General features: G+C 63.4%; 22 protein-coding genes and 1 pseudogene. 15 read left to right on the top strand and 8 right to left on the bottom strand.

Annotated features, from left to right (window positions below; genetic code table 11):
• The first annotated feature begins 10 nt into the window (after positions 1-10).
• From CI15_RS20190 to CI15_RS20170, 5 genes are all read left to right on the top strand, one after another.
• Complete coding sequence (locus CI15_RS20190; protein WP_082814249.1) at positions 11-1,186, top strand: ABC transporter ATP-binding protein; 1,176 nt, start codon at positions 11-13, stop codon at positions 1,184-1,186.
• Positions 1,179-2,063, top strand: coding sequence for a 2-aminoethylphosphonate ABC transporter permease subunit (locus CI15_RS20185; protein WP_062130204.1), 885 nt, complete (start codon positions 1,179-1,181; stop codon positions 2,061-2,063). The genes CI15_RS20190 and CI15_RS20185 overlap by 8 nt, the downstream gene beginning before the upstream one ends.
• The gene (locus tag CI15_RS20180; RefSeq protein ID WP_062130202.1) at positions 2,047-2,847 is read left to right on the top strand and encodes an ABC transporter permease subunit; all 801 of its coding nucleotides are present in this window, start codon (positions 2,047-2,049) and stop codon (positions 2,845-2,847) included. The genes CI15_RS20185 and CI15_RS20180 overlap by 17 nt, the downstream gene beginning before the upstream one ends.
• Positions 2,848-2,976: 129 nt before the next feature.
• Positions 2,977-4,614 carry a Na/Pi cotransporter family protein gene (locus CI15_RS20175; RefSeq protein ID WP_241495874.1) on the top strand — a complete coding sequence of 546 codons (1,638 nt, stop codon included), beginning with the start codon at positions 2,977-2,979 and terminating at the stop codon, positions 4,612-4,614.
• Positions 4,615-4,975: 361 nt separating this feature from the next.
• Positions 4,976-5,572 carry a DUF2242 domain-containing protein gene (locus CI15_RS20170; protein WP_338152553.1) on the top strand — a complete coding sequence of 199 codons (597 nt, stop codon included), beginning with the start codon at positions 4,976-4,978 and terminating at the stop codon, positions 5,570-5,572.
• Positions 5,573-5,906: 334 nt separating this feature from the next.
• On the opposite strand, the gene CI15_RS20160 is transcribed toward CI15_RS20170, so the two are convergent.
• A complete protein-coding gene (locus tag CI15_RS20160) occupies positions 5,907-8,681 on the bottom strand; it encodes a putative bifunctional diguanylate cyclase/phosphodiesterase (protein WP_062130195.1) in 2,775 nt (924 codons plus the stop codon).
• A gap of 223 nt (positions 8,682-8,904) precedes the next feature.
• On the opposite strand from CI15_RS20160, the gene CI15_RS35515 reads away from it, so the two are divergent.
• From CI15_RS35515 to CI15_RS35505, 4 genes and pseudogenes are all read left to right on the top strand, one after another.
• Positions 8,905-9,066 (top strand): DUF1328 domain-containing protein, encoded by a 162-nt coding sequence (locus CI15_RS35515; protein ID WP_075643739.1) that lies wholly within the window; start codon positions 8,905-8,907, stop codon positions 9,064-9,066.
• Between the two features lie 459 nt (positions 9,067-9,525).
• A pseudogene (locus CI15_RS35510) lies at positions 9,526-9,792 on the top strand (type 2 periplasmic-binding domain-containing protein); the annotation flags it as partial.
• 160 nt (positions 9,793-9,952) lie between these two features.
• Positions 9,953-10,546 (top strand): ParB-like protein, encoded by a 594-nt coding sequence (locus tag CI15_RS20150; RefSeq protein WP_062130193.1) that lies wholly within the window; start codon positions 9,953-9,955, stop codon positions 10,544-10,546.
• 173 nt (positions 10,547-10,719) lie between these two features.
• A complete protein-coding gene (locus tag CI15_RS35505) occupies positions 10,720-11,013 on the top strand; it encodes a CppA family protein (RefSeq protein WP_075643738.1) in 294 nt (97 codons plus the stop codon).
• Between the two features lie 73 nt (positions 11,014-11,086).
• On the opposite strand, the gene CI15_RS20145 is transcribed toward CI15_RS35505, so the two are convergent.
• The 6 genes from CI15_RS20145 to CI15_RS20120 all read right to left on the bottom strand — a co-directional run bounded on the left by CI15_RS20145 (position 11,087) and on the right by CI15_RS20120 (position 17,140).
• Positions 11,087-12,055 (bottom strand): aliphatic sulfonate ABC transporter substrate-binding protein, encoded by a 969-nt coding sequence (locus tag CI15_RS20145; protein WP_062130191.1) that lies wholly within the window; start codon positions 12,053-12,055, stop codon positions 11,087-11,089.
• Complete coding sequence (locus tag CI15_RS20140; protein WP_062130189.1) at positions 12,052-13,383, bottom strand: LLM class flavin-dependent oxidoreductase; 1,332 nt, start codon at positions 13,381-13,383, stop codon at positions 12,052-12,054. Before CI15_RS20140 ends, CI15_RS20145 begins: the two co-directional genes overlap by 4 nt.
• A 119-nt stretch (positions 13,384-13,502) precedes the next feature.
• Positions 13,503-14,675: an acetylornithine deacetylase gene (gene argE, locus CI15_RS20135; RefSeq protein WP_062130187.1), complete on the bottom strand. Its 1,173-nt coding sequence runs from the start codon at positions 14,673-14,675 to the stop codon at positions 13,503-13,505.
• Positions 14,668-15,345 (bottom strand): DUF1028 domain-containing protein, encoded by a 678-nt coding sequence (locus CI15_RS20130; protein ID WP_062130186.1) that lies wholly within the window; start codon positions 15,343-15,345, stop codon positions 14,668-14,670. Before CI15_RS20130 ends, argE begins: the two co-directional genes overlap by 8 nt.
• A gap of 11 nt (positions 15,346-15,356) precedes the next feature.
• The gene (locus CI15_RS20125; RefSeq protein WP_062130184.1) at positions 15,357-15,788 is read right to left on the bottom strand and encodes a RidA family protein; all 432 of its coding nucleotides are present in this window, start codon (positions 15,786-15,788) and stop codon (positions 15,357-15,359) included.
• Complete coding sequence (locus CI15_RS20120) at positions 15,788-17,140, bottom strand: flavin-containing monooxygenase (protein ID WP_062130183.1); 1,353 nt, start codon at positions 17,138-17,140, stop codon at positions 15,788-15,790. Before CI15_RS20120 ends, CI15_RS20125 begins: the two co-directional genes overlap by 1 nt.
• Before the next feature lie 173 nt (positions 17,141-17,313).
• Between CI15_RS20120 and CI15_RS20115 the strand changes: the two genes are divergently transcribed.
• The 6 genes from CI15_RS20115 to CI15_RS20090 all read left to right on the top strand — a co-directional run bounded on the left by CI15_RS20115 (position 17,314) and on the right by CI15_RS20090 (position 23,976).
• The gene (locus CI15_RS20115) at positions 17,314-18,237 is read left to right on the top strand and encodes a LysR family transcriptional regulator (RefSeq protein WP_062130414.1); all 924 of its coding nucleotides are present in this window, start codon (positions 17,314-17,316) and stop codon (positions 18,235-18,237) included.
• Between the two features lie 130 nt (positions 18,238-18,367).
• The gene (locus tag CI15_RS20110; protein ID WP_174543246.1) at positions 18,368-19,519 is read left to right on the top strand and encodes an SRPBCC family protein; all 1,152 of its coding nucleotides are present in this window, start codon (positions 18,368-18,370) and stop codon (positions 19,517-19,519) included.
• Between the two features lie 44 nt (positions 19,520-19,563).
• Entirely contained in the window at positions 19,564-20,766 is a 1,203-nt protein-coding gene (locus CI15_RS20105) for an ABC transporter ATP-binding protein (protein WP_062130182.1), read from the top strand.
• 2 nt (positions 20,767-20,768) lie between these two features.
• Entirely contained in the window at positions 20,769-21,824 is a 1,056-nt protein-coding gene (locus CI15_RS20100; protein WP_062130181.1) for an ABC transporter substrate-binding protein, read from the top strand.
• A 42-nt stretch (positions 21,825-21,866) separates the two neighbouring features.
• Positions 21,867-23,123 (top strand): ABC transporter permease, encoded by a 1,257-nt coding sequence (locus tag CI15_RS20095; protein ID WP_062130180.1) that lies wholly within the window; start codon positions 21,867-21,869, stop codon positions 23,121-23,123.
• 25 nt (positions 23,124-23,148) lie between these two features.
• A complete protein-coding gene (locus tag CI15_RS20090; protein WP_062130179.1) occupies positions 23,149-23,976 on the top strand; it encodes an ABC transporter permease in 828 nt (275 codons plus the stop codon).
• A 22-nt stretch (positions 23,977-23,998) separates the two neighbouring features.
• Here CI15_RS20090 and CI15_RS20085 read toward each other — a convergent pair whose 3' ends face one another.
• Positions 23,999-24,541 carry a hypothetical protein gene (locus tag CI15_RS20085; protein ID WP_062130178.1) on the bottom strand — a complete coding sequence of 181 codons (543 nt, stop codon included), beginning with the start codon at positions 24,539-24,541 and terminating at the stop codon, positions 23,999-24,001.
• Positions 24,542-24,797 lie beyond the last annotated feature (256 nt).

The following is a 24,797-nucleotide window of genomic DNA, read 5'->3' as shown; positions in this document are numbered from 1 at the left end:
CGAGCGACTAATGGCAAACACCATGACCATGGAGAGGGGGCCGCAGCAGCGCGCCTCCGCGGCCCCGTCCGTCATCGCGCACGAAGCGAGCGGCATCGGATTCGAAGGCGTGTCGGTGGCTTACGGCAGCCAGACCATTCTGGAGTCTCTGACGCTCAGCGTGAAGCCGGGGGAAATCGTCGCCCTGATTGGGCCGTCCGGCTCCGGCAAAACGACCGCCTTGCGCGCCGTCGCCGGCTTCGTGCAGCCGAGTGCCGGGCGCATCACGATCGGCAATCGCGACGTGACCCGCTTGCCGCCGTATGCGCGCAACATTGGCATGGTGGTGCAGAACTACGCGCTGTTTCCGCATATGCGGGTCGAGGACAACGTCGCCTTCGGGCTGCGTGCCCGCGGCGCCGGCGCCGAGGTGATTCGCGAACGGGTGCCCGAGTGCCTCGGTCTCGTCGGCATGGCGAAGTACGCCAAGCGCTATCCGCGCGAGTTGTCGGGGGGGCAGCAACAACGCGTGGCGATCGCCCGGGCGCTCGCGATCCGTCCGCAGGTTCTGCTGCTGGACGAGCCGCTCTCGGCGCTGGATGCGCAAATCCGTCGCTCGATGCTCGATGAGCTCGCGAAGCTGCATCGCAGCCTGCCGTCCCTCACGGTGCTGTATGTGACGCACGACCAGACCGAAGCGTTGACCCTCGCGAATCACATCGGCATCATGCGCGACGGCCACCTGGTCGCCTACGGCGATGCGCAGGGGCTCTACCGTCGTCCGCCCAATCGCTTCGCCGCCGAGTTCCTTGGCCGCGCGAACGTGCTGCCCGCGCAGCAGCTCGAACCGATGGCCGACGGCCGGGCCCGCGTGCGCTTTCATGGCCAGCTGCTCGAAGGCGGCAACCATCACGGGCTGGCGGCCGGTGCCGCCTGCTTCGTGTGCGTCCGGCCGCACGACCTGCAGTTCGTGCCGGGCGCCGCAGAGCCACTCGCGGACGGCCAACGCCTGAACCAGCTGACGGGCGTCGTCGTCAGCGTGCAATGGCTGGGCGAAATGCACAGCATCGTGCTCGATGTCGAAGGCGAAATGCTGCGGCTCACCTGCTCGCCGCTCGCCCAACCACCCGAGCCGGGCACGTCGCTCACCGTGCGTTTCGATCCGGCGGATGTCACTCTCGTACCGGAGGGCGAGCGCCATGGCTGATATCGTCGTCGCGCCGCCGGTCCGGGCAAGTCTGCCCGCCGCGCGGCTACAGGGCCTGTGGCTCGCGCCACCGCTGGCGATACTCGCCGCGCTGTTCTTCTACCCGTTCGGGCTGATCGTCGCGCAGGCGTTCGGCGGCGACCAGCATGTGCTGTCGTTCGCGAACTTCGAGCATGTGCTGCGCTCGCGGCAGTTTCTGAGCGGGCTCTCTCACACGATCTCGATCGCGGTGGCCGCATCGGCGGGATGCCTCGTGCTCGGCTTCGTGTTCTCGCTCGTGATCGCGTTCGTGCCGTTTCCGGGCGCGCGGCTCGTGGGGCGACTCATCGATACGTTCATCGCGCTGCCCACGTTCCTCGTCGCGCTCGCCTTCACGTTCGTGTACGGCTCGGCGGGCTTGCTGAACCAGTCGCTGATGCAGGCGTTTCATCTGTCGCTGCCGCCGCTGAACTTCCTCTATACGCAATGGGGTGTCGTGCTGTCGGAGATCACGGTCTATACGCCGTTCATCATGCGACCGCTGCTCGCATGTTTCTCGCAGATCGACGGCGCGCAGATCGAGATGGCCGGCAGCCTCGGCGCGCGGCCGCTGCGCATCATCCGCCAGATCATCCTGCCGGCCGCGCTGCCGGCGCTGCTGGCGGGCGGCAGCCTCTGTCTGCTGCTGACCGTCAACGAGTTCGGCATCGTGCTGTTCATCGGCGCGAAAGACGTGATCACCCTGCCGCTGCTGATCTACGGCAAGGCGATCCAGGAGTTCGACTACACCACTGCGTGTGTGATCGCCGTCGTCAATATCGCGCTGTCGCTCGGGCTCTATGCCTGCTACCGCTCAGTCGTGTCATTCTGCGGAGGTCGCCGTGCTGCTATGGGCTAGATGGGCTAGATGGCTCACGTGGGGCGGCACCGCGGTGCTGTTCTGCGCGATCTATGGGCTGCCGGTCGCGATGATCGCGCTCGCCAGCATCAGCGGACAGTGGAACGGCATCCTGCCGAGCCACCTCACCTTCGAACACTATGCACGGGTGCTGCACACCGATTCGGCCAGCCAGTTGCGTGTGAGCGTATTGACCGGTGTGGTCGCGAGTGTCGCGGCGCTGGTGAGCGGCACCTGGGCCGCGCTCGCGCTGCGCCGCCTGAGCGGCCTGCCGCGCCGCGTGCTCGACGTGATTTTCTTCGTGCCGAGCGCGGTGCCATCGGTCTCGATCGGGCTCGGCCTGCTGGTCGCGTTCAGCCGGCCTCCGGTGTTGCTCAACGGCACGGCGACGATCGTCTTCATCGCGCACTTCCTGCTGATCTCGGCGTTCACCTACGGCAACGTCGCCGCGGGACTTTCGCGCGTCGCGCCCGAATACGGCGAGGTGGCCCAGAGCCTCGGGGCACGGCCGTTCTATCAGCTCTGCCGCGTGACGCTGCCGCTCGTCGCGCCGTATCTGATCGCCTCGTTCAGCCTGAGCTTCGCGATGTCGATGGGCGAGCTCGGTGCGACGCTGATGATCTATCCGCCGGGCTGGGTCACGCTGCCGGTCGGGATTTTCGCGCTGTCGGACCGTGGTGCGATCTTCGACGCCGCGACCCTCACGATGATCCTCGGTGTCGGCACCCTGGCCGTGTTGATGGGACTCTCGCGCATCTCCAACCGTGCCATGGTGCGCGGATGACAGACACCCGGCTCACGCGCCGCCGCTGATACCGGAGGCGCTGCCGATACTCGAGGAAGCAACCGCGGCGGGCACCCGCCAGGCCTGAACAGCTGCACAAAAAAAACACCAGGGAGGTGCCGGATGATCATGATCACGCTTCATCTCGCGGGCGGCGTCGCGCTGCTGACGTGGGGCCTGCATATGGTCGAGTCGGGCCTGATGCGCGCGTTCGGCGCCGCGCTCAAGCGCTTCATGGCGAAGAGTCTCGGCAGCCGGCTGAAGGCGTTTTGCGCCGGGCTCGCGATCACCGGCGCGCTACAGAGCAGCACGGCGACAGGCATGATCGCGTCCTCGTTCGCGTCCCGCGGCTTGATGCGGCCGGTTACCGGGCTGGCCATCATGCTGGGCGCCAATGTCGGTTCGACGCTGATCGTGCAGGCGTTCTCGTTCGATCTGAGCTGGATCTCGCCGGTTTGTCTGCTGGTTGGCATGACCCTCTTCGAGAAGGGCAAGGGCTCGCGTAATCGCGACATCGGCCGCGCGTTGATCGGCCTCGGCCTGATGCTGCTCGCGCTCACGCTGCTCGTCGCAACGGTGCGACCCGCCGAGACCGCCCCGGCGCTACGCACGGTACTCGGCGCGCTGGCGGGCGAACCGGCGATGAACGCGGCGCTGGCGTGCGTGCTCACGTGGGCCGCGCATTCGAGCATTCCGGTCGTCCTGTTCGTGATGTCGCTCGCCAATCTGCATACCGTGCCGATGGACACGGCGGTGGCGATGGTGCTCGGCGCGAACGTGGGCAGTGCGCTCAATCCGTATTTCGAGGCGGCCAAGGGCGCCGACCGCAGCCGCCGGCGCCTGCCGGCGGGCAACCTCGTGTTGCGCGGCGGCGTGTGCCTGCTGATGCTGGCCGCGTGCTCGCCGCTGGCGAGGCTGCTGCAAGGGGTCTACAGCGATCCCGGGCGGGCCATCGCCGACTTTCACACGGGCCTGAACGTGGCGATCGCCGTCGTCTTCATGGGGCTGCTCGATCCGGTCGCGCGCTTTCTCGAACAGCTACTGCCGGCGCCAAGCGCGCTTGAAAACGACAACGCGCCGCGCTACCTCGACGAGGCCGCGCTGTCGGTCCCCTCGCAGGCACTGGCATGTGCGACGCGCGAATTGATCCGCATGGGCGATATCGTCGAAGCGATGCTGAGCGCGAGCGTGCCGGTGCTGATCGCTAACGACCGGCGCGCGGTCAACGAGATCGCGGCACGCGACGACGCCGTGGACATGCTGCACGACGCGATCAAAAGCTACGTCACCGAGGTGACGCGGGAGCCGCTCGACGACGAAGACCGGCGTTGGGCTTCGGCGATCATGACCTCGGTGATCAACCTCGAACATATCGGCGACATCGTCGATAAAAATCTGATGGAGTTGGCGCAGAAAAAGATCAAGGCACAGCTCAGCTTTTCGGCCGAAGGCGCCGAGGAGTTGCGCGCGCTGCACCAGTCGGTGATCGACAGTTTCCACCGGGCTCAGGCGCTGCTCGTGTCGGGCCGGACCCAGACTGCGGCGCAACTGCTCGACGATAAACAGGCGCTGCGGCGTCTCGAACGTGCCGCGCGAGATTCTCATCTCGATCGCTTGCGCGAAGGCAAGGCCGACAGCATCGCGTCGAGTTCATTGCACCTCGACGTGCTGCGCGATCTCGTGCGAATCCAGTCGCACATCTGTGCACTCGCTTATCCGCTGCTCGAGCGCGCAGCAGCTAACGATCAGGACGTGCAGGTCGCATGAGGCAAGCACTCCACCTTCGGCGTATTCAGACGCGCACGTTACGTCTAACGAATCGGGGATCTTTCGTTACAACAGCTCGAAGGTTCTTGTAGGGAAAAAAAACTATAATGGCGCGGCCCATTCACTTCAGGATCGGCGGCATGATGTGTCCCTCTCGTGCCGCGCAAGAGCATTGGGCCTCCTGATCTTTTTGCATCGGACCCCTTTCCGCTCGCGCTGATCCGCTCTATCAGCCATGCCTACACAGTCCCGCGTTGTCCCTGCGGCTGCCGTTCTTGTGCTTGCGAGCGCACTGTCTGCGTGCTCGTCGCCGAAGCCGCTGTATCAGCAAGAACAGTTCGACTCCGCCGATAGTCCCTATATGCACAAGTTCGATGCGAAGGCGGACGCCACCTGCGAGGCCGCCCGCCGTGCATTGCTCAGCCAGGGTTATATCGCCAGTTCGGCGAGGTCCGAATCGGTCGACGGCTCGAAGAATTTTCAGCCCAACAACGATTCGCATGCCGTGATCGAAATCCACGTCGTCTGCGCCGCTGACGACCCCAAGAGCAACCACAGCACCGCGTACGTGAATGCGGTGCAGGATCGCTACGCGCTGAAGAAGAGCAACACGTCGGCGAGCGTCGGCTTGAGCGTGTTCGGATCTTTGTCGCTGCCGATCGGTTCGAGTGATGACTCGATGGTCAAGGTCGCGAGCGAGACGATTCCAGCCGGGGTCTTCTATCAGCGTTACTTCGCGCTGGTCGATCATTACCTGAAGATGGACGCTGTCCAGCCGGACGCTGTTGCCACGACCGCGACCGCGACCGCGGCTGTGGCTGCGGCTCCAGTTCCAGCTAAGGTCACGGCCACGGCAGCGCAGGAGCCACCGCCGCTGCCGTCGATCAACGACGCCGTGCCGCCAATCGGCGCATCGCAGACAGTTGTCGATCAAGACAAGACGACGAGCGAGAAGTAAGCGCCGCCGTATTGCTTCTCTCGATCACCTGAGAGCAGGGTCTACGGCCTGGTCCACACCTGTTTCCAGCACATCACGAAATTGCCGTGAGGGTCTCGCGAGACCTCTCCTTCGACAGGACAGACAGTGCCCGTGAGTGCGGGGCCGTAGTGGGCGGCCTGTCTGTCCGCGTCTGCGAGCACATCGGCGGGTACCCGGCCCCAGATCGACAGGCTGGCAAATACGCCAACGCCTCCGATCAGCAGAGTGACCGTGCGTTTCACGCGAGTCGAGGAGCGGGCGACAAAATCAAATGGCATGGGAAACCTCATCTGGCGGGGACTGATGTGCGGTGTTATCGGCACGGGCTGCCGAAACCGCAGGTCTGCGCCGAATTTTTTTGGAAATCCGCCATGAGGCTTGCCGCGTAGGCGGGCATATCCGCCGCTGCCAGGGGCGCGGCAAAGTAATACCCTTGAACGATCTCGCATCCGGCCTCGACCAGAAAGGCCAATTGCTCGGCTCGCTCCACGCCTTCCGCAACGACTTCGAAGCGGAGGTTGCGGGCGAGTGCCAGGATCGCATGAATGATCGTCTCGTCCGCAACACTGCTGCCGATGCCGCGGATGAACGACATGTCGATCTTCAGACGGTCCGCGTGGAAGCTGCGCAGGTAGGACAGGCTCGAGTAACCGGCGCCAAAGTCGTCGATCGCTATGGAGACGCCGATATCGTGCAGGGCGCGCAAGGTGGGCAACGCGCCCGGGGCAACCAGCCCTCCTTCGGTAATCTCCAGTTCAAGCCGGTTCGCGGCTAGTTGCGATGCGGCAAGCGCGCGGCGCACGACGGTGTCGAAGTCTCCCGATGCAAGCTGGCTGGGCGACACGTTCACCGACATGCGCAGCTCCGGCAGGATTCGCTCCCAGCGCATTGCCTGTGCGCAGGCCGTTTGCAGCACCCATTCTCCGATTGCCGCAATCAGGCCATTGTCTTCGGCCAGAGGTATAAACGTTGCCGGGCTGACCGAACCGAAGTCCGCGTCATGCCAACGGATCAGCGCCTCCACTCCAGTCATGCGGCCGCTGCGTATGTCCAATTGCGGCTGATACACCAGATCGAAACCGTTCTGCTCGACAGCATTGCGTAGCTTGTGCGACAGCGCGATACGCTGGGCCGCCGCATGCGCGAGCGCAGGGGCAAATCGCTCGACGCCGTTGCGCCCGCCTACCTTGACTCGATACATGGCAAGGTCGGCGTGTTTCAGCAAAGTCTCGCAGTCCGCTCCGTCCTGGGGATAGCAGCTGACCCCGATGCTCATTCGGACCCGCAGTTGCATGTCGTCGATTTGCACGGGCTCGTCCAGCGTTTGCATCACGCGGGCGAGTAGTGCGGAAAGTCGCACATCGTCGGTTGAACCCTTTAGCATCGTCACGAACTCGTCGCCGCCATAGCGGGTGACCACGCCATCGGATCCGACCGCTGTCGACAGCCGCCGCGCCACTTCCTGCAACAAGCGATCCCCTGCCCCGTGGCCAAGGCTATCGTTGATGTCCTTGAAATGGTCAAGGTCGATGAACAGCAGCGCAAATTCGTGACTCTTGCTAATCGCCGTGTCGATCAGTTCATGCAGCGTCACACGGTTCGGCAGATCGGTCAGCGCATCACGGCGCGCCTGCCTGATCAGCAGATCGCGTGACTCGATGAGTTCCGTCAGGTCGGTAATCACGCTGATGTGATGCGTCACCGTGTCCGACTCGTCGCTCACTGGCGCAACGTATAGCTGATTCCAGAATTCAGTTCCGTTCGCGCGCCGGCTCTTCGTCAGCGCCGTTGCCTCGCGTTTGTCGGCAATCGCGGTACTGATCTGCTTCCACAACCCGGGCGATGCCGGCAACGCGAAGTGATGACCTGCGCTCCGCGGCCGCTGATAGCCGGTGATGTTCTCGAACGCTGGATTGGCGTATTCGACTACGTCGCCGTTCGGACCGGGCCGCGTGATCAGCACGCCATTGCCGATCGCGTCGAGTACCCGGCTTCGCAGCAACAACGCAAGCTCGGCGTTCTTGCGCTCGGTCACGTCGACGGCAGTGATGAAGCATGCCTGCCGGCGGCCATAGGTGAGGAAGTGATACGACAGATCCACATAAAGCGGCGTGCCGTCGCTGCGTCGATGCCGGCACACGCCGGCCGAACCGCTCCGGGTGGCGGTGGCCAGCAGAGCATGCAGATCGCGCAGGAATGACGGCAAATCGGCGTCCGCATATAAAGAAGTCATAGCAAGCGAGCAGAGCTCTCGCCGCTTACGTCCATATTGTGATGCGGCGGCGCGGTTCGCAGCGAGGATCGATAGCGTCCCGACGTCGAAAATCAGCATCGGAAGCGGGTGGTGATGAAAGTACTGACGGAACCGCCGCTCACTTTCCGAGGCAATGACACGCATGCGCTGCTGTGCAAAACGGGCGCGATAGTGCGCAGCCAGCGCATAGCAAAAGAGAAAACAGGCCATCAGTGCGGTGATGGCGAGCACGGTCCGCTCGATCACCAGGTGCCGCGTCGCGCTGTCCGATCCAATCCTCAGCGAAGCGGTCTGTGCATCGCGCAGGCTCACCAATTGGGTGACCATGCTCGCCAGCATGCGGTTCGCTTCGAGTAGCCGGGGACTCTCGACCGAGGCGCGGCCATCCGCCACGCGCGCGCGTATCGCGATATCCGCGAGGAGCCACGCCCAGCGAGCCGTATCACCGCGCAGTTGCCGTATCACAGAGGCACTGTGCGGGTCGTTTGCGTAGCTTTCTTCGAGTCGATCAAAGCAGCTGGCCGCCGCAACGACACGCTGCACCGGCCACGCAAAAGATGCCACCCGCGCACTGTCGAGCCCTAACAGAAAATCGGCGTTCGCCTGGATGTCCACTGCTTGTAGTGTCTCGATGTCATCGCGCGCTCGCAGAGCATGATCGCGTTCAGCGTCGGACCGTCCATGCCACATCAACGTGTAGCCAATGCCGAGAGCGAAGATGACGAGGCCGGTCAGCACCAGTACTACGGTGATGACCAGTCGCCGGTCGACGTGGTGTCGCCGCCTCCAGCGTTCGACAACGCCGACGGTGCTCAGACTGGGGATAGGTCGCATTGATTGGCAATCAGCGCACGCTGCATGGCCGTGCGTCAGCATTTTTTACCGGTTACTGCGAGCTGTAACCGGGGTATTGGTCTCCTGGGTGCTGTTATCGGCAACGAACCCGGAAAACTTTAGAAACCGACGTCGACGCGGCGTGCCTGGGAACGACCGTTGCTAAGCAGTTGAAATGCATCCGCGCAGTCGAGCGCGGAGTCATTCCAGGGGAGGTCGACAGATGCTTTACTATGCGCTGGTTTTTTTCATCATCGCGATCATCGCCGCTGTGTTTGGATTCGGCGGCATTGCTGCGGGTGCGGCAAGCATTGCGAAGATTCTTTTCCTTATTTTCCTCGTTATTTTTATCGTGACGCTGTTGATGGGTGTCATGCGGCGCTAAGTGGTGGGTAGGGACGGCGGCGATGCCGGACACCATGCCTGCGTCGCCGCGGATGAACCACTATTGAGGTTTCGGTTTGCCTGAATGCGGCACAACGCGTGCTCCCCATGGGGCACCCGGTGCACGACATGGATCATGCGAAATACGCGGCTCACGGTGAATCTGGGTTAATGGCCGTCAACCGGTTCATCGGCTCGCAAGTCGACGGTCTCGTTGCGGGCATATACGAGGACACCCGGGCAGGTCACACCTAGCTCGTCGCGACTGATCCACGACCTGCTCTCCTCGTGCAGATCTGCACCAGGTTGAGGGACTACGGGGCATTCGCGGTACGACCGCCCGGATCGCGCTGGCGGCTTTGTCACTCCGAATGAAAATTCTGGATCCGTGACTGCAGCGTCGCTGTTCGAGCATTTGCGCTATCGCTAGCGGCCCGTCTCCCGCCCAGCAGGCACAGGCGAGGCAATCAAAGTGAAAGGCGCATTGTCCAGCAACGATGGCGACTTCGTGCTTCGCTGGGCTTTAGACGAACAAGGCATCCTGATCCGCTCGGAATGGGATCTGGCGAAATACGTGCAGAGCGGACAGCTCAATCTCAAGTTGCCCAACACTGTCGTTCCGTCTACCGATCTATTCGTCTATTACCCGCGGCAGAAAAATCAGATAGCTCCGGTCGAAACGGGCACTGAACCGCGCGAACGGAAGAGACGCAGCCCTCGTAAATGAGGTGAACGCACGCAATGCAGAAGCAGTTTCTAGCGCGTCGATTGGTTTTTCTCTATCCGTCGCGGCACAGTCTCTGCTGTAGCGGTATTTGGAGAGTCAGGGGATGCCGGATTGTGCAGGGCGGGGCTCGCTCTTTTTTCGCCGCAATGGAGAGACCGAAATGAAGAACTTGAAAATCGACCAGCTGCGGCCTACGCAGGTGACCCACGGGATGCGGGAAATACGCGACAAGACGAAAGCCTATAGGTCGTTGGCGGGTCATGATCTGGAAATGGCCATTGCCGAGAAGCCCGTGCCCGTCGTGCTCGGCCCGGGAGGCGCGCCCTTCGTCATTGACCATCACCATGTCGCCACCGCATTGTGGCGCGCTGACGTGCAGCGGGTTCCTGTCGTTCTGGTGCGGGACCTATCGTCGCTCTCGAAGACCGAATTCTGGCTCACTCTCGAAAACAACCGTTGGACCTATCCGTACGATGCCAATGGCCATCGCGTGGCATTTTCCGAAATGCGAGAACACGTGTGGGAACTGGTCGACGATGAATTCCGGAGCCTGTCCGCGTCGGTACGCGATGCAGGCGGATACGAGAAAACTTCCGTGCCGCTTGCCGAGTTCCGATGGGCGGATTTCTTCCGTCGCAAGTTACCTGTGCCAAAAAGCGATGCGGAGTTCAAGGCGCTCGTTGAACAGGCGGTGAAACTTGCCAGGACCGAATCGGCGCTTGGACTCCCCGGCTATACCGGCCCGGCTGACTGATGGATAGATAGGAATGCATGAAACGGCTGGCCGGACAGCCAGGAATCTCGCACTTCGTCTTTCACCCACCCGCATCGAATGGACGATGCCGATAGATGCTTGCCATCCGCCGAAAACCTGTATAAATTAACAGTACTGTGTTTGCATACAGTGTTTTCTTTTCGGGAGGCGTGATGGAGCACCTGATCAGGGTCTACAACGAGAAAGACCGTCGAACACTCGAATGGCTTCGCCGGCACGTTGGCGATGCGGCCATTGCCAGCGCCGTCGAGCGCTGCGCGGGACCGGGCAAGCCGTATGTCTCGGCTGTCTGCAGACGCCTGGGTGTCCGGGCGCCGGAGTTTTCCGTGCCGCGGCAAGAGTCGAGTCCGATCGCCGAACACTCGCTTGCGACCATGCGCAGCATTCTCGCCACTCGCGCGGCATCAGCAAGACTCGGTGCCGCAACGCCGACCCATTTTCGTTGAGCGGCCACGTCAGACGCACTGCCCGCATGGGCCCGTGTTCCGTTGCTTCGAAGCGGCCCGACCCGACTCAATGTCACTTGATCTGCAACACGGCCTTGCTTACATCGACTCGCCTTGGGATCACCTTGTCGTCGTAGGCGAGATCCGCCGCGTCCTGCTGCGCTTTGATCACGTCGGCGGGAATCGGATAGCTGACGCCCCATTCGAGCCGTGTAATCGCTCGATTCCACACCTGCGGCGGAACGCCCGTGCTGCTCGACAGGAAGCGCGCGGTTTCGTCGGGGTGCGCGAGACTTTCGCTGGCCTGCCGGGCTAGCTCGTCGAATACCAGACGCAGTGCAGCGGGATATTTTTCGGCGAAGCTGCGCGTCGAGATATAGAAACCATATTGCGGCACCGACAGGTTGCCGATCGTGAGAATGGTGCGCGCTCCGGTGCTCAGTTCCGCATCGGCATAGCGCGGGTCGGGCACGGCCCACGCGTCGACGAAGCCACGCTCGAAGGCCGAGCGCGCGTCGGCGTACGAAAGATAGGTGAACTGCGCGGAGCTGGGGTCCATGTGCGCGTCCTGCATCGCCTTCAGCACGAATAGATGGCCTTGCGAGCCCTTCGCGAAAGCGATCTTCTTGCCCTTGAGATCGCGCAGATCCCTCACCGGCGAGTCCTTCGGTACCACGATCGCATAACTGCGCGACATCTTCGGCGCGTAGGCGACGTAGACGACCGCCGGCGCCGCGCCTGCCTGCGCCATGATCGGTGGCGTCGAGCCGACCGTGCCGACATCGACGTCACCCGCGTTGATCGCCTCGACGAGCGGCGCGCCATACACGAACTCGTGCCACGACACCTTCACATGATGTGCGGCGAACGCCTGCTCCAGCTTGCCCGACGCGCGCAAGGCCACTAGCCCGTCGCCCTTCTGGATGCCGATGCGAATCTGCTCGGGATAGCTCTCGTCGGCGTGGGCGCTACACACGAGCGCAAGGCAGCCGACGGCGACGGCCACACCGCGCACTGCGCGAAGAAGAGATCGGGGAGTCATCGGGATTCGAAAGAAGCGTTGTGCGGGCGAGCGAGGCCGTAGTGGCCGCGCAGCGTCGCGGCTTCGTATTCGCGCCGGAACAGGCCGCGCTTTTGCAGAATCGGCACGACCTCGTCGGCGAAGATGTCCAGTTGCGCGGGCAGTACGGGCGGCATCAAATTGAAGCCGTCGGCGGCGCGGCTCTCCACCCAGTCGGCGATCACATCCGCGATGTGCTCGGGGGTCCCGCTCAAGGTGAAATGCCCACGCGCCGCCGCGAGTTGTCGCAGCAGGCCGCGCAACGTCGGCCGCTCGCGCGCGACCAGTTGCGTGATGACTGCCGCGCGGCTCTGCGCTGCCTGCACGGTGGAAGGGTCGGGGAAATCATCGACGGAAAGCGGCTGATCGAGCGGCAGCTTCGAGAAGTCGTGGCCGCCGAAGCGGTTCGACAGGCGCCCCAGCCCCACGCTGATGTCGGTCAGCGAATCGAGCTCGTCGAGCAGCGCGCTCGCTTCCTTCTCGGTCGAGCCGATGGCCGCGCTCAGGCCCGGCAGAATCACGATGTCCTTTTCGGCACGGCCGAGCGCGACCGCCGCGCCCTTCAGTTCCGCATAGAAGTCGATGGCCGATTCCTTCGTCAGGTGCGCGGTGAACACGGCCTCCGCGTAGCGCGCCGCAAACGCCTTGCCGGTCGCCGACGAACCGGCTTGAACCAGTACCGGATGCCCTTGCGGCGGCCTCGGCAGATTGAGCGGTCCCGCTACGCGATGAAAGCGCCCTTCGTAGCCGATGCGCCGCACGCGCGCGGGGTCGAGAAACTGGCCGCTCGCCGCATCGTCGATCACGGCGTCGTCGGCCCAGCTGTCCCACAGCCGCGTGACGACTTCGAGAAACTCGTGCGCCCACGCGTAGCGCTCGGCATGCTCGATCTGCTGCGTGTAGCCGAAGTTCGGCCCGGCCCCCCCAACCCACGAGGTCACGATGTTCCAGCCGATGCGGCCGCGCGAGATGTGATCGAGCGAGGCGAACTGACGCGCGAGGTTGAACGGCTCGGTGTACGTGGTCGATGCGGTGGCGATGAGACCGATTTTCGAAGTCGCCTGCGACAGTGCCGCCAGCGTCGTAATGGGTTCGAGCGCGCCGGACGCGACGAACTGCGCGCCATCGCCCAACGCGAGCGCGTCGGCAAAGAAGATCGAATCGAACAGACTTCGTTCGGCCTTTACCGCGAGATCGCGGAAGTAATCGATATCGGTGAGCGCCTGCCGCGTCGCACCGGGATGACGCCACCCCGCTTCATGGTGGCCGCGTCCGTGGACGAAGAGATTCAGGTGTAGTTGTCGAGGCATGAGCACGCATCCGGTGAGGCCAGCCGATGCTGACCAAGGAGCGGCTCATTCTAGTGAAGGATGCTTTGCGCGCTAAACAACGAAGTTTCATATCTTTATCAGCAGAAACGGCCGGCTTTTCAAGCCAGCATCGTCTCCTGCGCCGCATACTGCGCCAGCCGGGCCAGCATCGCATCGCAGCGCTCCAACTGCTCGACCGTGACGAACTCGTCGGGCTTGTGACCTTGCTCCATGCTGCCCGGCCCGCACACGACCGTCGGAATGCCTGCCTGCGTGAAGAGACCGCCTTCGGTGCCGAATGCCACCGTGCCGAACTGGTTCGATCCGCTCAGCCACGCCAGCAGACGCGCCGCCTCGCTATCCGGTGACGTGGCGAGCTCCGGATAGGCATTCAGCGGCTGTAGATCGATGCCGGTATCCGCCTTCACGGCGCGCATTTTCGGCAGCAGTTCCGCTTCGGCATAGCGCAGCAGCCGGTCCGCGACGCTGTTCGCATCGAAACCCGGCACCGTGCGCACCTCGAAATCAAACTCGCATTCGGCGGGCACGATATTCAGCGCGCGGCCACCTTTGATAACACCCGTTTGCACCGTCGAAAACGGCGGGTCGAAACGCTCGTCATGATGTTCGGGCCGCGCAAGTTCATCGCCGATCGACTCCAGCTGATTGATCAAGCGCGCCGCATACTGGATCGCGTTGACGCCGTACGGCGCGTACGCCGAATGACATGCCGCCCCTTTCACGTGGCAGCGCATCGCGAACTTGCCCTTATGACCCAATACCGGCTGCAATCCGGTCGGCTCGCCGATCAGGCAAAGCCGCGGCTTGTGCGCGCGTTTCTCCAGTTCGGCGAGCATGGGCCGCACGCCGAGACAACCCACTTCTTCATCGTATGAGAACGCCAGATGCACCGGCACTTCGAGCTTGCGCTCGAGAAACACCGGCACGGCCGCGAGTACCGAGGCCAGATAGCCTTTCATGTCGGCGGTGCCACGCCCGTACAGCCGCCCATCCTTTTCGGTCAGCCGGAACGGATCGACGGTCCATGGCTGGCCGTCGACCGGTACGACGTCCGTGTGACCCGAGAGCACGATGCCGCCACGCTCGCGCGGCCCAATCGTCGCAAACAGATTGGCCTTGGTGCGCTCGGCGTTATGAAACAGCTCGCTTTCGACGCCCAGTTCCGCCAGGTAGTGCTGCACGAAGGCAATCAGTTCCAGGTTCGAGTCGCGGCTGACGGTCGCAAAGCCGATCAGTCGATCGAGCAGCGTGCGGCTCGTGTGGTCACTCATCGCCGGGCACCCCATAGCTTGGCGCGGCAGTCGGGTTCAGCGCACGGGTCACATAGTCCTGCATCTGCGGACGATAGGCGTGCCAAAGCGCGTCGAGTTGCCCGATCGGATCGTCGTCGGCCCAATCGACACGCAGATCGACGATAGGCCAGACCTGCGTATCGGCGATCTTCAGTCCGGCCGAATGCACCGGCCCTGCTTCGCCGCCCGCTTTCACTGCCGCGTGCATCGCGGCGAGCAGCCGGTCGGCAAGCGCGCCCGCCGTCGACTCGAATGCGCCGACCATCGCATCGATCACCTGAGTATTCGCGAGCATGTTGCCGGCCGCGACACATTGATCGCCGGCGACCGCGTGATGCAGACCGAGCGCCTCGGCACCGGTGAACAGCGCCGTGCGGCCTTCGCTGTCGACCACGCTCACCTGCCGGTATGCGCGCCATTCGTGCGCGCCGAGCGCAGCGTCGAGCGCCGCATCGGCGGCGAGCCCGCGCGTTTCGATCAGATCGAGAATCTGCGGGCCCAGGGCGGGCAGCGTCACATTCTGCGTCGCCACCACGCCGACGCCCGCGCGCACCCAGGGACAGCGCGCCCCCACCGCAATGCTCGAAGAACTGATGGCAATGCCTAGCTGGCCGGTCTGCCGGCAGCGTCCGACGATCGAGAACGTCATCGCATCGCTCCTTAAGCCTGAGGCGGCGTCCAGTTGTCCGGAATGACCGCGATCACGTCGATCTCCATCAGCCATTGCGGCTGGCCGAGCGCGCTGACGCACAGGCCCGTCGAAATCGGAAATACGCCCTTGAGCCACTTGCCGACTTCCTGATACACGGGCTCGCGATAGCGCGGGTCGGTGATATAGGTTGTCGTCTTGACGATGTGCGACAGATCGCTGCCCGCCTCCTCGAGCAACTGCTTGAGGTTTTTCATCGCCTGTTCGGCCTGGGCGCGCGGGTCGCCGAGGCCGACGAGATTGCCTTCGAAGTCCGTGCCGACCTGGCCGCGTACATAGACCGTATTGCCGGCCCGTACCGCCTGACAGAGGTCGTTGTCGAGCGACTGGTTCGGATAGGTGTCCTTGGTGTTGAACATCCGGATACGAGTATGGGTCGGCATCAAATCACTCCTTGTTCGTTGGTTCCCAGAGCATGCGAGAGGTCGGACCCATGACGCGGGTCGTGAAGCTGGGTGCGCTGCGCATCGTCCTTGCGTTGCGACGCGTCGCGATAGTCCAGATATTTGTGCTGCGTGACGATGTGATCGGCGATGTGCTTCGCGTCATGCCACACGCCCCAGATGAACGACGACCCACGGCGCGACAACCACGGCAAGCCGAGAAAATAGATGCCCGGCTCTTTCGACACACCGCGCTGATGCTTCGGTTTGCCCTTCTCGTCGAAGGCATCGACGTGCAGCCAGCTGAAGTCGACCGCATAGCCGGTCGCCCAGATGATCGTGTTGACGTTCGCCTTCGCCAGATCGAGTTCGCGCAACGGATGGGTCACGCATTCGGGATCGGGCGGAATATCGCGCGCGGTCGGCTCGGCGGGCAGGTCGATGCCGGTGCGTGCCACGTAGGCATCGGCGGCATCGAGCAACGACAGCAGGTTCTCGTCGCCGCGCTTCAGGTTCGCGGCGAGGTCCTGCTCGAAGCTCACCACGCCGTTCTCGAACGACTTCGTCAAGCCGACGAGCGTCATGCCCTCGTGCGCGAGACGGCGGAAGTCGATCGTCTTGCCGCCGTAGGCGCCGCTCACCGCGATCGTCACGTGTTCGCGTCCGGGGGTGGCGACTTCCTTGTCCCATTCGCCGAGCACGCCGAGCCACCAGCAGAAGTCGCGATTCCGATAGCTGCGCGGCGGCCGGTCATGGGCGCCGACCGACAGATACACGGTACGACCCGCGCGCCGCAATTCGTCGGCGATTTGCGTGCCCGACGAACCCGCCCCCACCACCAGCACCGCGCCGTCGGGCAACTGCGCCGGATTGCGATAGTCGGCTGAGTGGAGTTGCTTGATCGACGCATCGCGCGGCGCGATGGGCGGAATCACCGGGCGCTGGAACGGGCCGGTCGCCACGACCACGCGATTCGCCGTAATCGTGCCGTCGGAGGTCTCGACGCTGAAACCCGGCCGCCCCTCGTTGCGCGTGACCCCTGTCACTTCCACCCCGGTGCGGATCGGCGCGTTGAACTGCTGCGCGTAAGCGACGAAATAATCCGCCACCTGCTCCTTACCCGGAAAGCCGTCCGGGTCGCCTGCGAATTCCAGATTGGGAAAGCGGTCGTGCCAGGCGGGTCCGTTGGCGACCAGCGAATCCCAGCGTGCCGAGCGCCAGCGTTCGGCGATGCGGCTGCGCTCCAGCACCAGATGCTGCACGCCCGCCTTGCTGAGGTGTTCGCTCATCGCCACACCGGCCTGACCCGCGCCTATGACCAGCGTGTCGATCGACATCGTTTCAGCCGTCATGGCCGTCTCCTTTCAAAGCAGCACGAGGTTCAATATGGTTGGATCCGGTCAGAATGTACGCCCGGTGCCCGGCAATCAAAAATACATTCAAAAAATGCTATGCATTGCTTTTACCTATGCAGAGATTTTTTTCAGGCGCAGAATGCGTGTCGTTCGGACGTGGGGAGATGCAGATGGAAGGCCATCCGGTACGGTATTCGTTGCGTCAGTTGCGATACTTCGTGGTCACTGCCGAAACGCTGTCGTTTACCGCAGCGGCGAAACGCTTGCACATCTCGCAGCCCTCCATTTCCACTGCCCTTGCGGATCTGGAAGAGTCGTTCGGAGTCCAGCTTTTCATTCGCCATCATGCGAGCGGACTGTCGCTGACGCAACCGGGGCGCGACTTGCTGGGCCACGCTCGCAATCTGCTTAAAAACGCGGAGGAGTTGCAACTGACCGCGAAAGAACTCGACGGCGGCATGTCCGGTTCGATTTCACTCGGCTGCATGGTGTCGCTCGCGCCACCGTTGATGCCGGCAATCATCAGCCATTTCGTCAAGGATCATGCGTCGATCACGTTCCGCACCACCGAGGCGCATCAGGACACGCTCCTGAGCGGTCTCGCCGATGGCTCGCTCGATATTGCGCTGACGTATAGCCTCGACATCACCGACGGCATCACGTTCAAGCCACTGCTTTCGCTGCCGCCGTACGCTATTCTTCCCAGTACGCATCGCCTCGCGCGCGCGCGCCGGATCTCGCTGGCGGACCTGCTTCCTGAGCCTTATGTGATGCTGGATCTGCCCCATAGCCGCGAGTACTTCTCGGCGCTGTTCGATTCGGTCGGCAGCCGTCCGGTGGCGGCGTTCCGCTCGTCCCAACCGGAAGTCGTGCGCGGCATGGTGGCCAACGGTCTTGGCTACAGCATCCTCAACTTTCCGCTCAAGTCGAGCCGCACGGTCGACGGCGAGGACTTCGTGATTAAACGTTTCAAGGAAAACGTCAATGCGACCACGCTTGGGATCGCGATGTCCAGTTCGATGAAGCCGCGCGAGATCGTGAAACGGTTCTCGGCCTTTTGCGAGACCTTTATCCGACGCTTGCACATCGAATAGCCAATAGCCGTCAGCGGGCCTGCATTGTATTTGCCTATGCAATGCATCGAAAAACAGTATTTTGACTAGAAATTTGGATTGTTAGATTGGTATTCATCGCAATGTAGACGCTGAGCCGACCGGAGGCCTCATGGCAGCTCTTTCGATCTCGACAGAAGCCGGATCCGACCTGGTCCGGGCACTACGCGCAAACTGCGAGCGCCCGTTCGGGGACGCACGTTCGATGCCGCCCGGGGTCTACACGTCGGAGGCGTTTCTGGCGCTTGAACAGCGCGACGTGTTCCGCAACGAATGGCTCTGCGTGGGCCGCGCGAGCGCGCTCGCGCAAACCGGCGACTATCTGACGGCGCAAATCGCCGACCAGCCTGTCGTGGTACTGCGTGAACCAGGCGGCGAATTGCGTGCGTTCTCCAACGTTTGCCTGCACCGCATGTCGGTATTACTCGAGGGACGCGGCAACGTGCGCCGCATCGTTTGCCCGTATCACGCGTGGAATTACTCGCTCGACGGCAAGCTGGCCGGTGCGCCGCTGATGGAGCGTCAGTCCGGCTTCTGCAAGGACCAATACGCACTGCCCGCGGTGCGCTGCGAGACCTGGCAAGGCTGGATCTACGTGACGCTCAACGACCATGCGCCGTCGGTGGCGACGCAACTGGCCGGACTCACGTCGTTGATCGAGCCATACGGGATGACCGACTACATCGAGACGTTTCATGAAGAGCACGTGTGGGATACCAACTGGAAGATCCTCGCGGAGAACTTCATGGAGAGCTACCACCTGCCGATGCTGCATCGCGCGACGGTAGGGCCGCATTCGAAGCTCGAGGAAATGGAGTGTCCGCCGGGACTGCCCGCGTTCAACTATCACTGGATCACCAAGGAAGCGACGCTGCCGATCGGCAACGCGCACCCCGCCAACACCCGGCTCGAAGGACACTGGCGGCGGACCACCGCGCTGCTCGCGATCTACCCGACGCACCTCGTCACGCTCACGCCCGGCTACTTCTGGTACCTGATCCTGCAACCGCAAGGCGTCGGCCGCGTGCACATCCGCTTCGGCGGCGGGCTCGCGCCGGAGTTCATCGACGACCCCAAGGCCGCCGAGTACATGGGCACGCTCAAGGCGCTGCTCGACGAGGTCAATGCCGAAGACCGGCGCGGCGTCGAGGCGGTGTTTCGGGGCGTGCACGCACCGCTCGCGAAGCCCGGCCACCTGAGCCACCTCGAGCGGCCCAATTACGATTTCGCGCGCTATCTCGCGCACCGCATCGGTGCGGCATGACATCGATGCCGCGCACGACCAGCCGACCTATCGCCGACACTCCTATGCCTGATCAATCGTTCATCTCTTTCGCGGGCGTCAGCAAGTCATACGACGGCATGCACAGCGTGGTCGAAGGGCTCGACCTCGACGTCGCCCGCGGCGAGTTCGTCTCGCTGCTCGGGCCGTCGGGCTCCGGCAAGACCACCACGCTGATGATGCTCGCCGGCTTCGAATCGCCCACCCGCGGGGAAATCCGGCTCGCGGGCAAACGCCTCGACGACAAGCCGCCGCATCAGCGCGACATCGGCATGGTGTTTCAGAACTACGCGCTGTTCCCGCACATGACGATCGCCGAGAACGTCGCCTTTCCGCTCTCGGTGCGCAAGGTGAGCCGCAGCGAACAGAAGGCCCGCACGCTGCGCGCGCTCGAGATGGTGGAACTCGCGCATCTCGCGGGTCGCCGGCCGGCGCAACTGTCGGGCGGCCAGCAGCAGCGGGTTGCGCTGGCGCGCGCGCTGGTGTTCGAGCCGAGCGTGGTGCTGATGGACGAGCCGCTCGGCGCGCTCGACAAACGTCTGCGCGAGACGATGCAATACGAAATCATGCGTCTTCACCGCGATCTGTCGCTGACGATCGTCTACGTCACGCACGACCAGAACGAAGCGCTGACGATGTCGGACCGCGTCGCGGTGTTTTCCGATGGCCGCATCCAGCAAGCCGCCACGCCGACCGAACTCTATGAAAACGCGGCGAATGCGTTCGTCGCGAACTTCGTCGGCGAGAACAACGGCCTGACGGGCCGCGTCACCTCGAACGATGCCGACTGGGCCGCACTGCAGCTGACCGACGGCAGCGTCGTGCACGGCCGCGCGGGCAGCGGTCTGGGCAACGGCGATACCGCGATGCTCGCGCTGCGCCCCGAACGCGCGCACATCGCCGCGACGGCGGACAGCGTCGCACAGGCCGCGCAACAGAACATGAACCTCGTGCAAGGACTCGTGCAGGAACTCGTCTACTGCGGCGACCATCACCGCGTGCACCTGAAGCTGGGTCACGGTGAAACCGTCGTGGTCAAAGTACCGAATACGCAGCATCGGGACCTGCCCGAGCTCGGCAGTCAGACCACCGTCGTATGGCGGCGCGACGACTGCAAGGTCCTGCCTGCCACCGCCGCCGCGCGCGCCGCCGCGTCACCCGATGATGCAAGCCGTTCCACTTCCTCGTCTTCACCGTCCGCTTCGCCACTCATCGCAGGAGTCAACTAGACATGAAAAACAACCGTTCTGTGTTCCGGGTCGCCACCGCTGCTTGCGCGCTCGGCCTCCTCGCGGCAGCCACGGCTCACGCGGCCGATACGATTTCGGTCGTCACGTTCGGCGGCGCCTATGAAAACGCCGCTAAACAGGCGTGGTTCGTGCCGTTCACCGCCAAGACCGGCAATCAGTTCGCCACCGAGTCGTACGACGGCGGTCTTGCCAAGCTCCAGGCGATGGAACAGGCGAAGAATCCGACGTGGGATCTGATCGACCTCGAGACCAACGACGCCATCAACGCTTGCGACGAAGGCCTGCTCGCCAAATTCGACCGGAAGTCGCTCGGCGACACCAGCGATTTCCTGCCCGGCTCGATCAGCGATTGCGCGGTCGCCGCGATGGTCTGGTCGACCGTCTATGCGTACGACACGACGAAGCTCACGAGTGCGCCGACCACGATCAACGACTTCTTCGATCTGAAGAAATATCCGGGCAAGCGCGGCATGCGCAAGTCGCCGAAGGTGGCCATGGAGTGGGCGCTGATCGCCGACGGCGTCGCGCCAAAGGATGTCTATAAAGTGCTCGCCACGCCTGCGGGTGTCGATCGCGCGTTCAAGAAGCTCGATACGATCAAGTCGAGCATCGTCTGGTGGGAAGCGGGCGCGCAGGCGCCGCAGTTGCTCGCCGATGGCGCCGTCGTGATGACGCAGGCCTATAACGGCCGGATCGACGACGCGGTTCACAAGGACAAGAAGCCGTTCAAGGTCGTGTGGGACGCGCAGGTGTACGACTACGAGTGGTGGGCGGTCGTCAAAGACGCGAAGCACGCCGACGCGGCGACGAAGTTCATCGTGTCCGCCTCGACACCGCAGGCTTATGCCGACCTGTCGAAATACATTGCGTACGCGCCGCCGCGCAAGAACGCGATTCCGCTGATCGACAAGACACGGCTGAACGACCTGCCGACCGCGCCGGAAAACTTCAAGCGTCCGGTGCAGATCAACGCGCAATTCTGGGCCGACAATTCGGATGCGATCAACAAGCGCTTCCAGAACTGGCTGGCGCAGTAACACCAAGCTCGATCCCCACCTCACGAGGAGCCTCGCGCGCCGATGAACACGCCGCTTCCATCCACCGCCCCACTCGGCCGCGGCACGCCCAACGTGGACCGCGCCGCGTTCCGGGCGGTGCGCCGCAAGGCGGCGCTGCGTGCACTGCTGCTCGCGGTGCCGCTCCTCGTGTTCCTGCTTGCCACGTTCGTCGGACCGATCGCCAGTCTGCTTTCCCGCAGCGTGCAGAATCCCGAAGTTCGCCACGGCATGCCGCAACTCACCGCGGCGCTCGCCTCGTGGAACGGTGCGGGCGTGCCGGACGAACCCGTCTTTGCCGCGCTCGCGCATGATCTGAAGGACGCGGCCGAGTCCGGCGATCTCGGCAATATCGCGCGACGCATGAACTTCTCCCAGCCGGAATTTCGCAGCCTGCTGTTCAAGACCGCGCGCGCCGCCCGCTCGCAGACACCTGCGCAATGGAAGCCCGCGCTAGTGGATCTCGACGCGCGCTGGAACGACCCGCAGACATGGCGGCTGCTGCAACGGGCCTCCCTCTCGCCCACCCCCGATTACCTGCTGAATGCCGTCGACGCAACGATCGCGCCGGACGGCTCGATTGCACCGGTGCCGGCCGATAGTGCCGTCTATCGCGCGGCGTTCCTGCGCACCGTGGCGATTGGCGCGACGGTGACGGTGCTGTGCCTGCTGTTCGGCTATCCGGTGGCCTATCTGCTGGCGACGTTGCCGGACAAGCAAAGCAGCCGCCTGATGCTGTTCGTGATCGTGCCGTTCTGGACCTCGCTGCTCGTGCGCACCACCGCGTGGTACGTGCTGCTGCAACCGGGCGGCGTGATCAACAGCTTGCTGATGAGTGTCGGGCTCGTCAGCCATCCGGTGCCGCTCATCTTCAACCGCACCGGCGTGCTGATCGGCATGACGCACATTCTGTTGCCGTACATGATCCTCGCGATCTACTCGGTGATGAAAAACGTATCGCCTTCGTACATGCGCGCGGCGCAGTCGCTCGGCGCCCATCCGGCCGTCGCGTTCGTCCGCGTCTATATTCCGCAGACGCTGCCAGGCGTCGGCGCGGGCTGTTTTCTCGTGTTCGTGCTCGCGCTCGGCTACTACATCACGCCGGCGCTGCTCGGCGGTGCCGGCGACGAAATGATCAGCCAACTGATCGCCTCGCAGACCAACGAACAATTGAACTGGGGACTCGCGGGCGCGCTGTCGCTCTATCTCGTGGCGTTCACCGCGGTGTTCTATTTCATCTTCAACCGGCTGGTCGGCATCGACCGCCTGCGCTTCGGTTGAGACTGTCATCAGGAGGCGCATCCCCATGAAAGACGGGCGCACCCGGCTTCTTTCCGAACGCATCGCAGGCGCGGGATTGCGCGTGCATTGCGCGATCGTGTTCTTCTTCCTCGTCGCGCCGATTCTTGCGATCGTGCCGCTGTCGTTCAATTCCGGTTCGTTCTTTTCGTATCCGATGCAGGGGTTCTCGCTGCGCTGGTACGCTCAGGCACTCGGCTCGGCGGACTGGCAACGGGCCTTCGCGAACAGTATCGGCATCGGCGCGGCGGCCACGCTGATCGCGACCGTTCTGGGCACGCTCGCGGCACTCGGCTTGAGCCGGTCGCAGTTTCCGTTCCGCTCGATCGTGATGCCCATCATCGTGTCGCCGATGATCGTGCCGATCGTGGTCGTGGCAGCAGGCTTCTATCTGGTGTTTGCGCCGCTCGGACTCGTCAATTCGTACCTCGGCGTCGTGCTCGCGCACGCGGCGCTCGGCACGCCGTTCGTGGTGATCACGGTCACCGCGTCGCTGCTGTCGTTCGATCAATCGCTGTTACGCGCGGCGGCGGGACTGGGCGCGCCGCCGTGGATCGCGTTCCGGCGCGTGACGTTGCCGCTGATCACGCCCGCGGTCGCAACGGGCGCCGTGTTCGCGTTCGCCACGTCGTTCGATGAGGTAATCGTGATTCTTTTCATCGGGGGCCCCGATCAGCGCACGGTGCCGCGCCAGATGTGGAGTGGCATTCGCGATTCGATCAACCCTTCGATTCTGGCGGTCGCGACACTGCTGATGATTTTCGCCATCGCGCTGTTCGCGTGCATGACCTGGCTGCGCAAGCGCGCTGCGGCGGCCAGCCAGGCTTTTGCGTGAGCGCCTCGCTCGCGCGAGGAACTCACATGCCAGGCTTCCACGGCCACGACGGATAGATACGTCCGTTGCTCTCGACACTCTCCCGTTGCTCTTCGCCCGCCGGTTCGGCGCGTTCCACTTCGGCGGTGCGGGAGACCTCCGCCGTGAGTGTGTCCTCGTCGGCCGATTCATGCGGTTGCGCGGTCGTCGCCGAAACGATGGGCAATGCATCGCCGAACCATTGCACCTCGCGCTTTAGCGCGTCGACATACGCTTGCCAGCCCGTTGGGTCGTCCGCGAACAGATTGCCGCGCACGACGAGCGCCAGTTGCGCATAGTCGACCTTCTCTTCCAGTAATTGCGCGGGCCATGCGGCAAACGACGCGCTTACGCGTTTCGCGAAGTCCGCAGCACTCATGTCCGGTGATACGGCGACAAGCCATGCATAGGAGCCGAGCTGTGTGTCGGCATTGATCAGATCGCGCACCGTGACGTGCGTGACGTTGGCGGCGAGCGCCGCAGCCATTGCTTGCAGCGCGTCGCCGAGGTGCAACAGCAACGCGCGTCGTTCGAAAGCGTCTTTCATCTAGATATATCCGTGCGTAACTCGATCAGCCCATTTTAAGGCGCAGGGCGGGAGAGCGTAGTCACTGATTGAACCACCGCTCGATATGGCACCAGTTTCCCGCTGACGTGACCGTGTGGCGCCGTTATTCAGCGGGGCCAGAAAAGACGTTGTTAGCGATCGTCAAATCATCGAAAAGAGGCCAGAAAAAAGGCCTTTTCGCGACGCAAACGTATGCGCGTGATCGATAGAATTTCTTCCTATACCCGCGTTATAA

Source organism: Paraburkholderia monticola (assembly GCF_001580545.1).
In the GTDB taxonomy this organism is placed as follows: domain Bacteria; phylum Pseudomonadota; class Gammaproteobacteria; order Burkholderiales; family Burkholderiaceae; genus Paraburkholderia; species Paraburkholderia monticola.
Note: the sequence above shows the minus strand (reverse complement) of the source record. Positions and strands in the feature narration are given on the sequence as shown.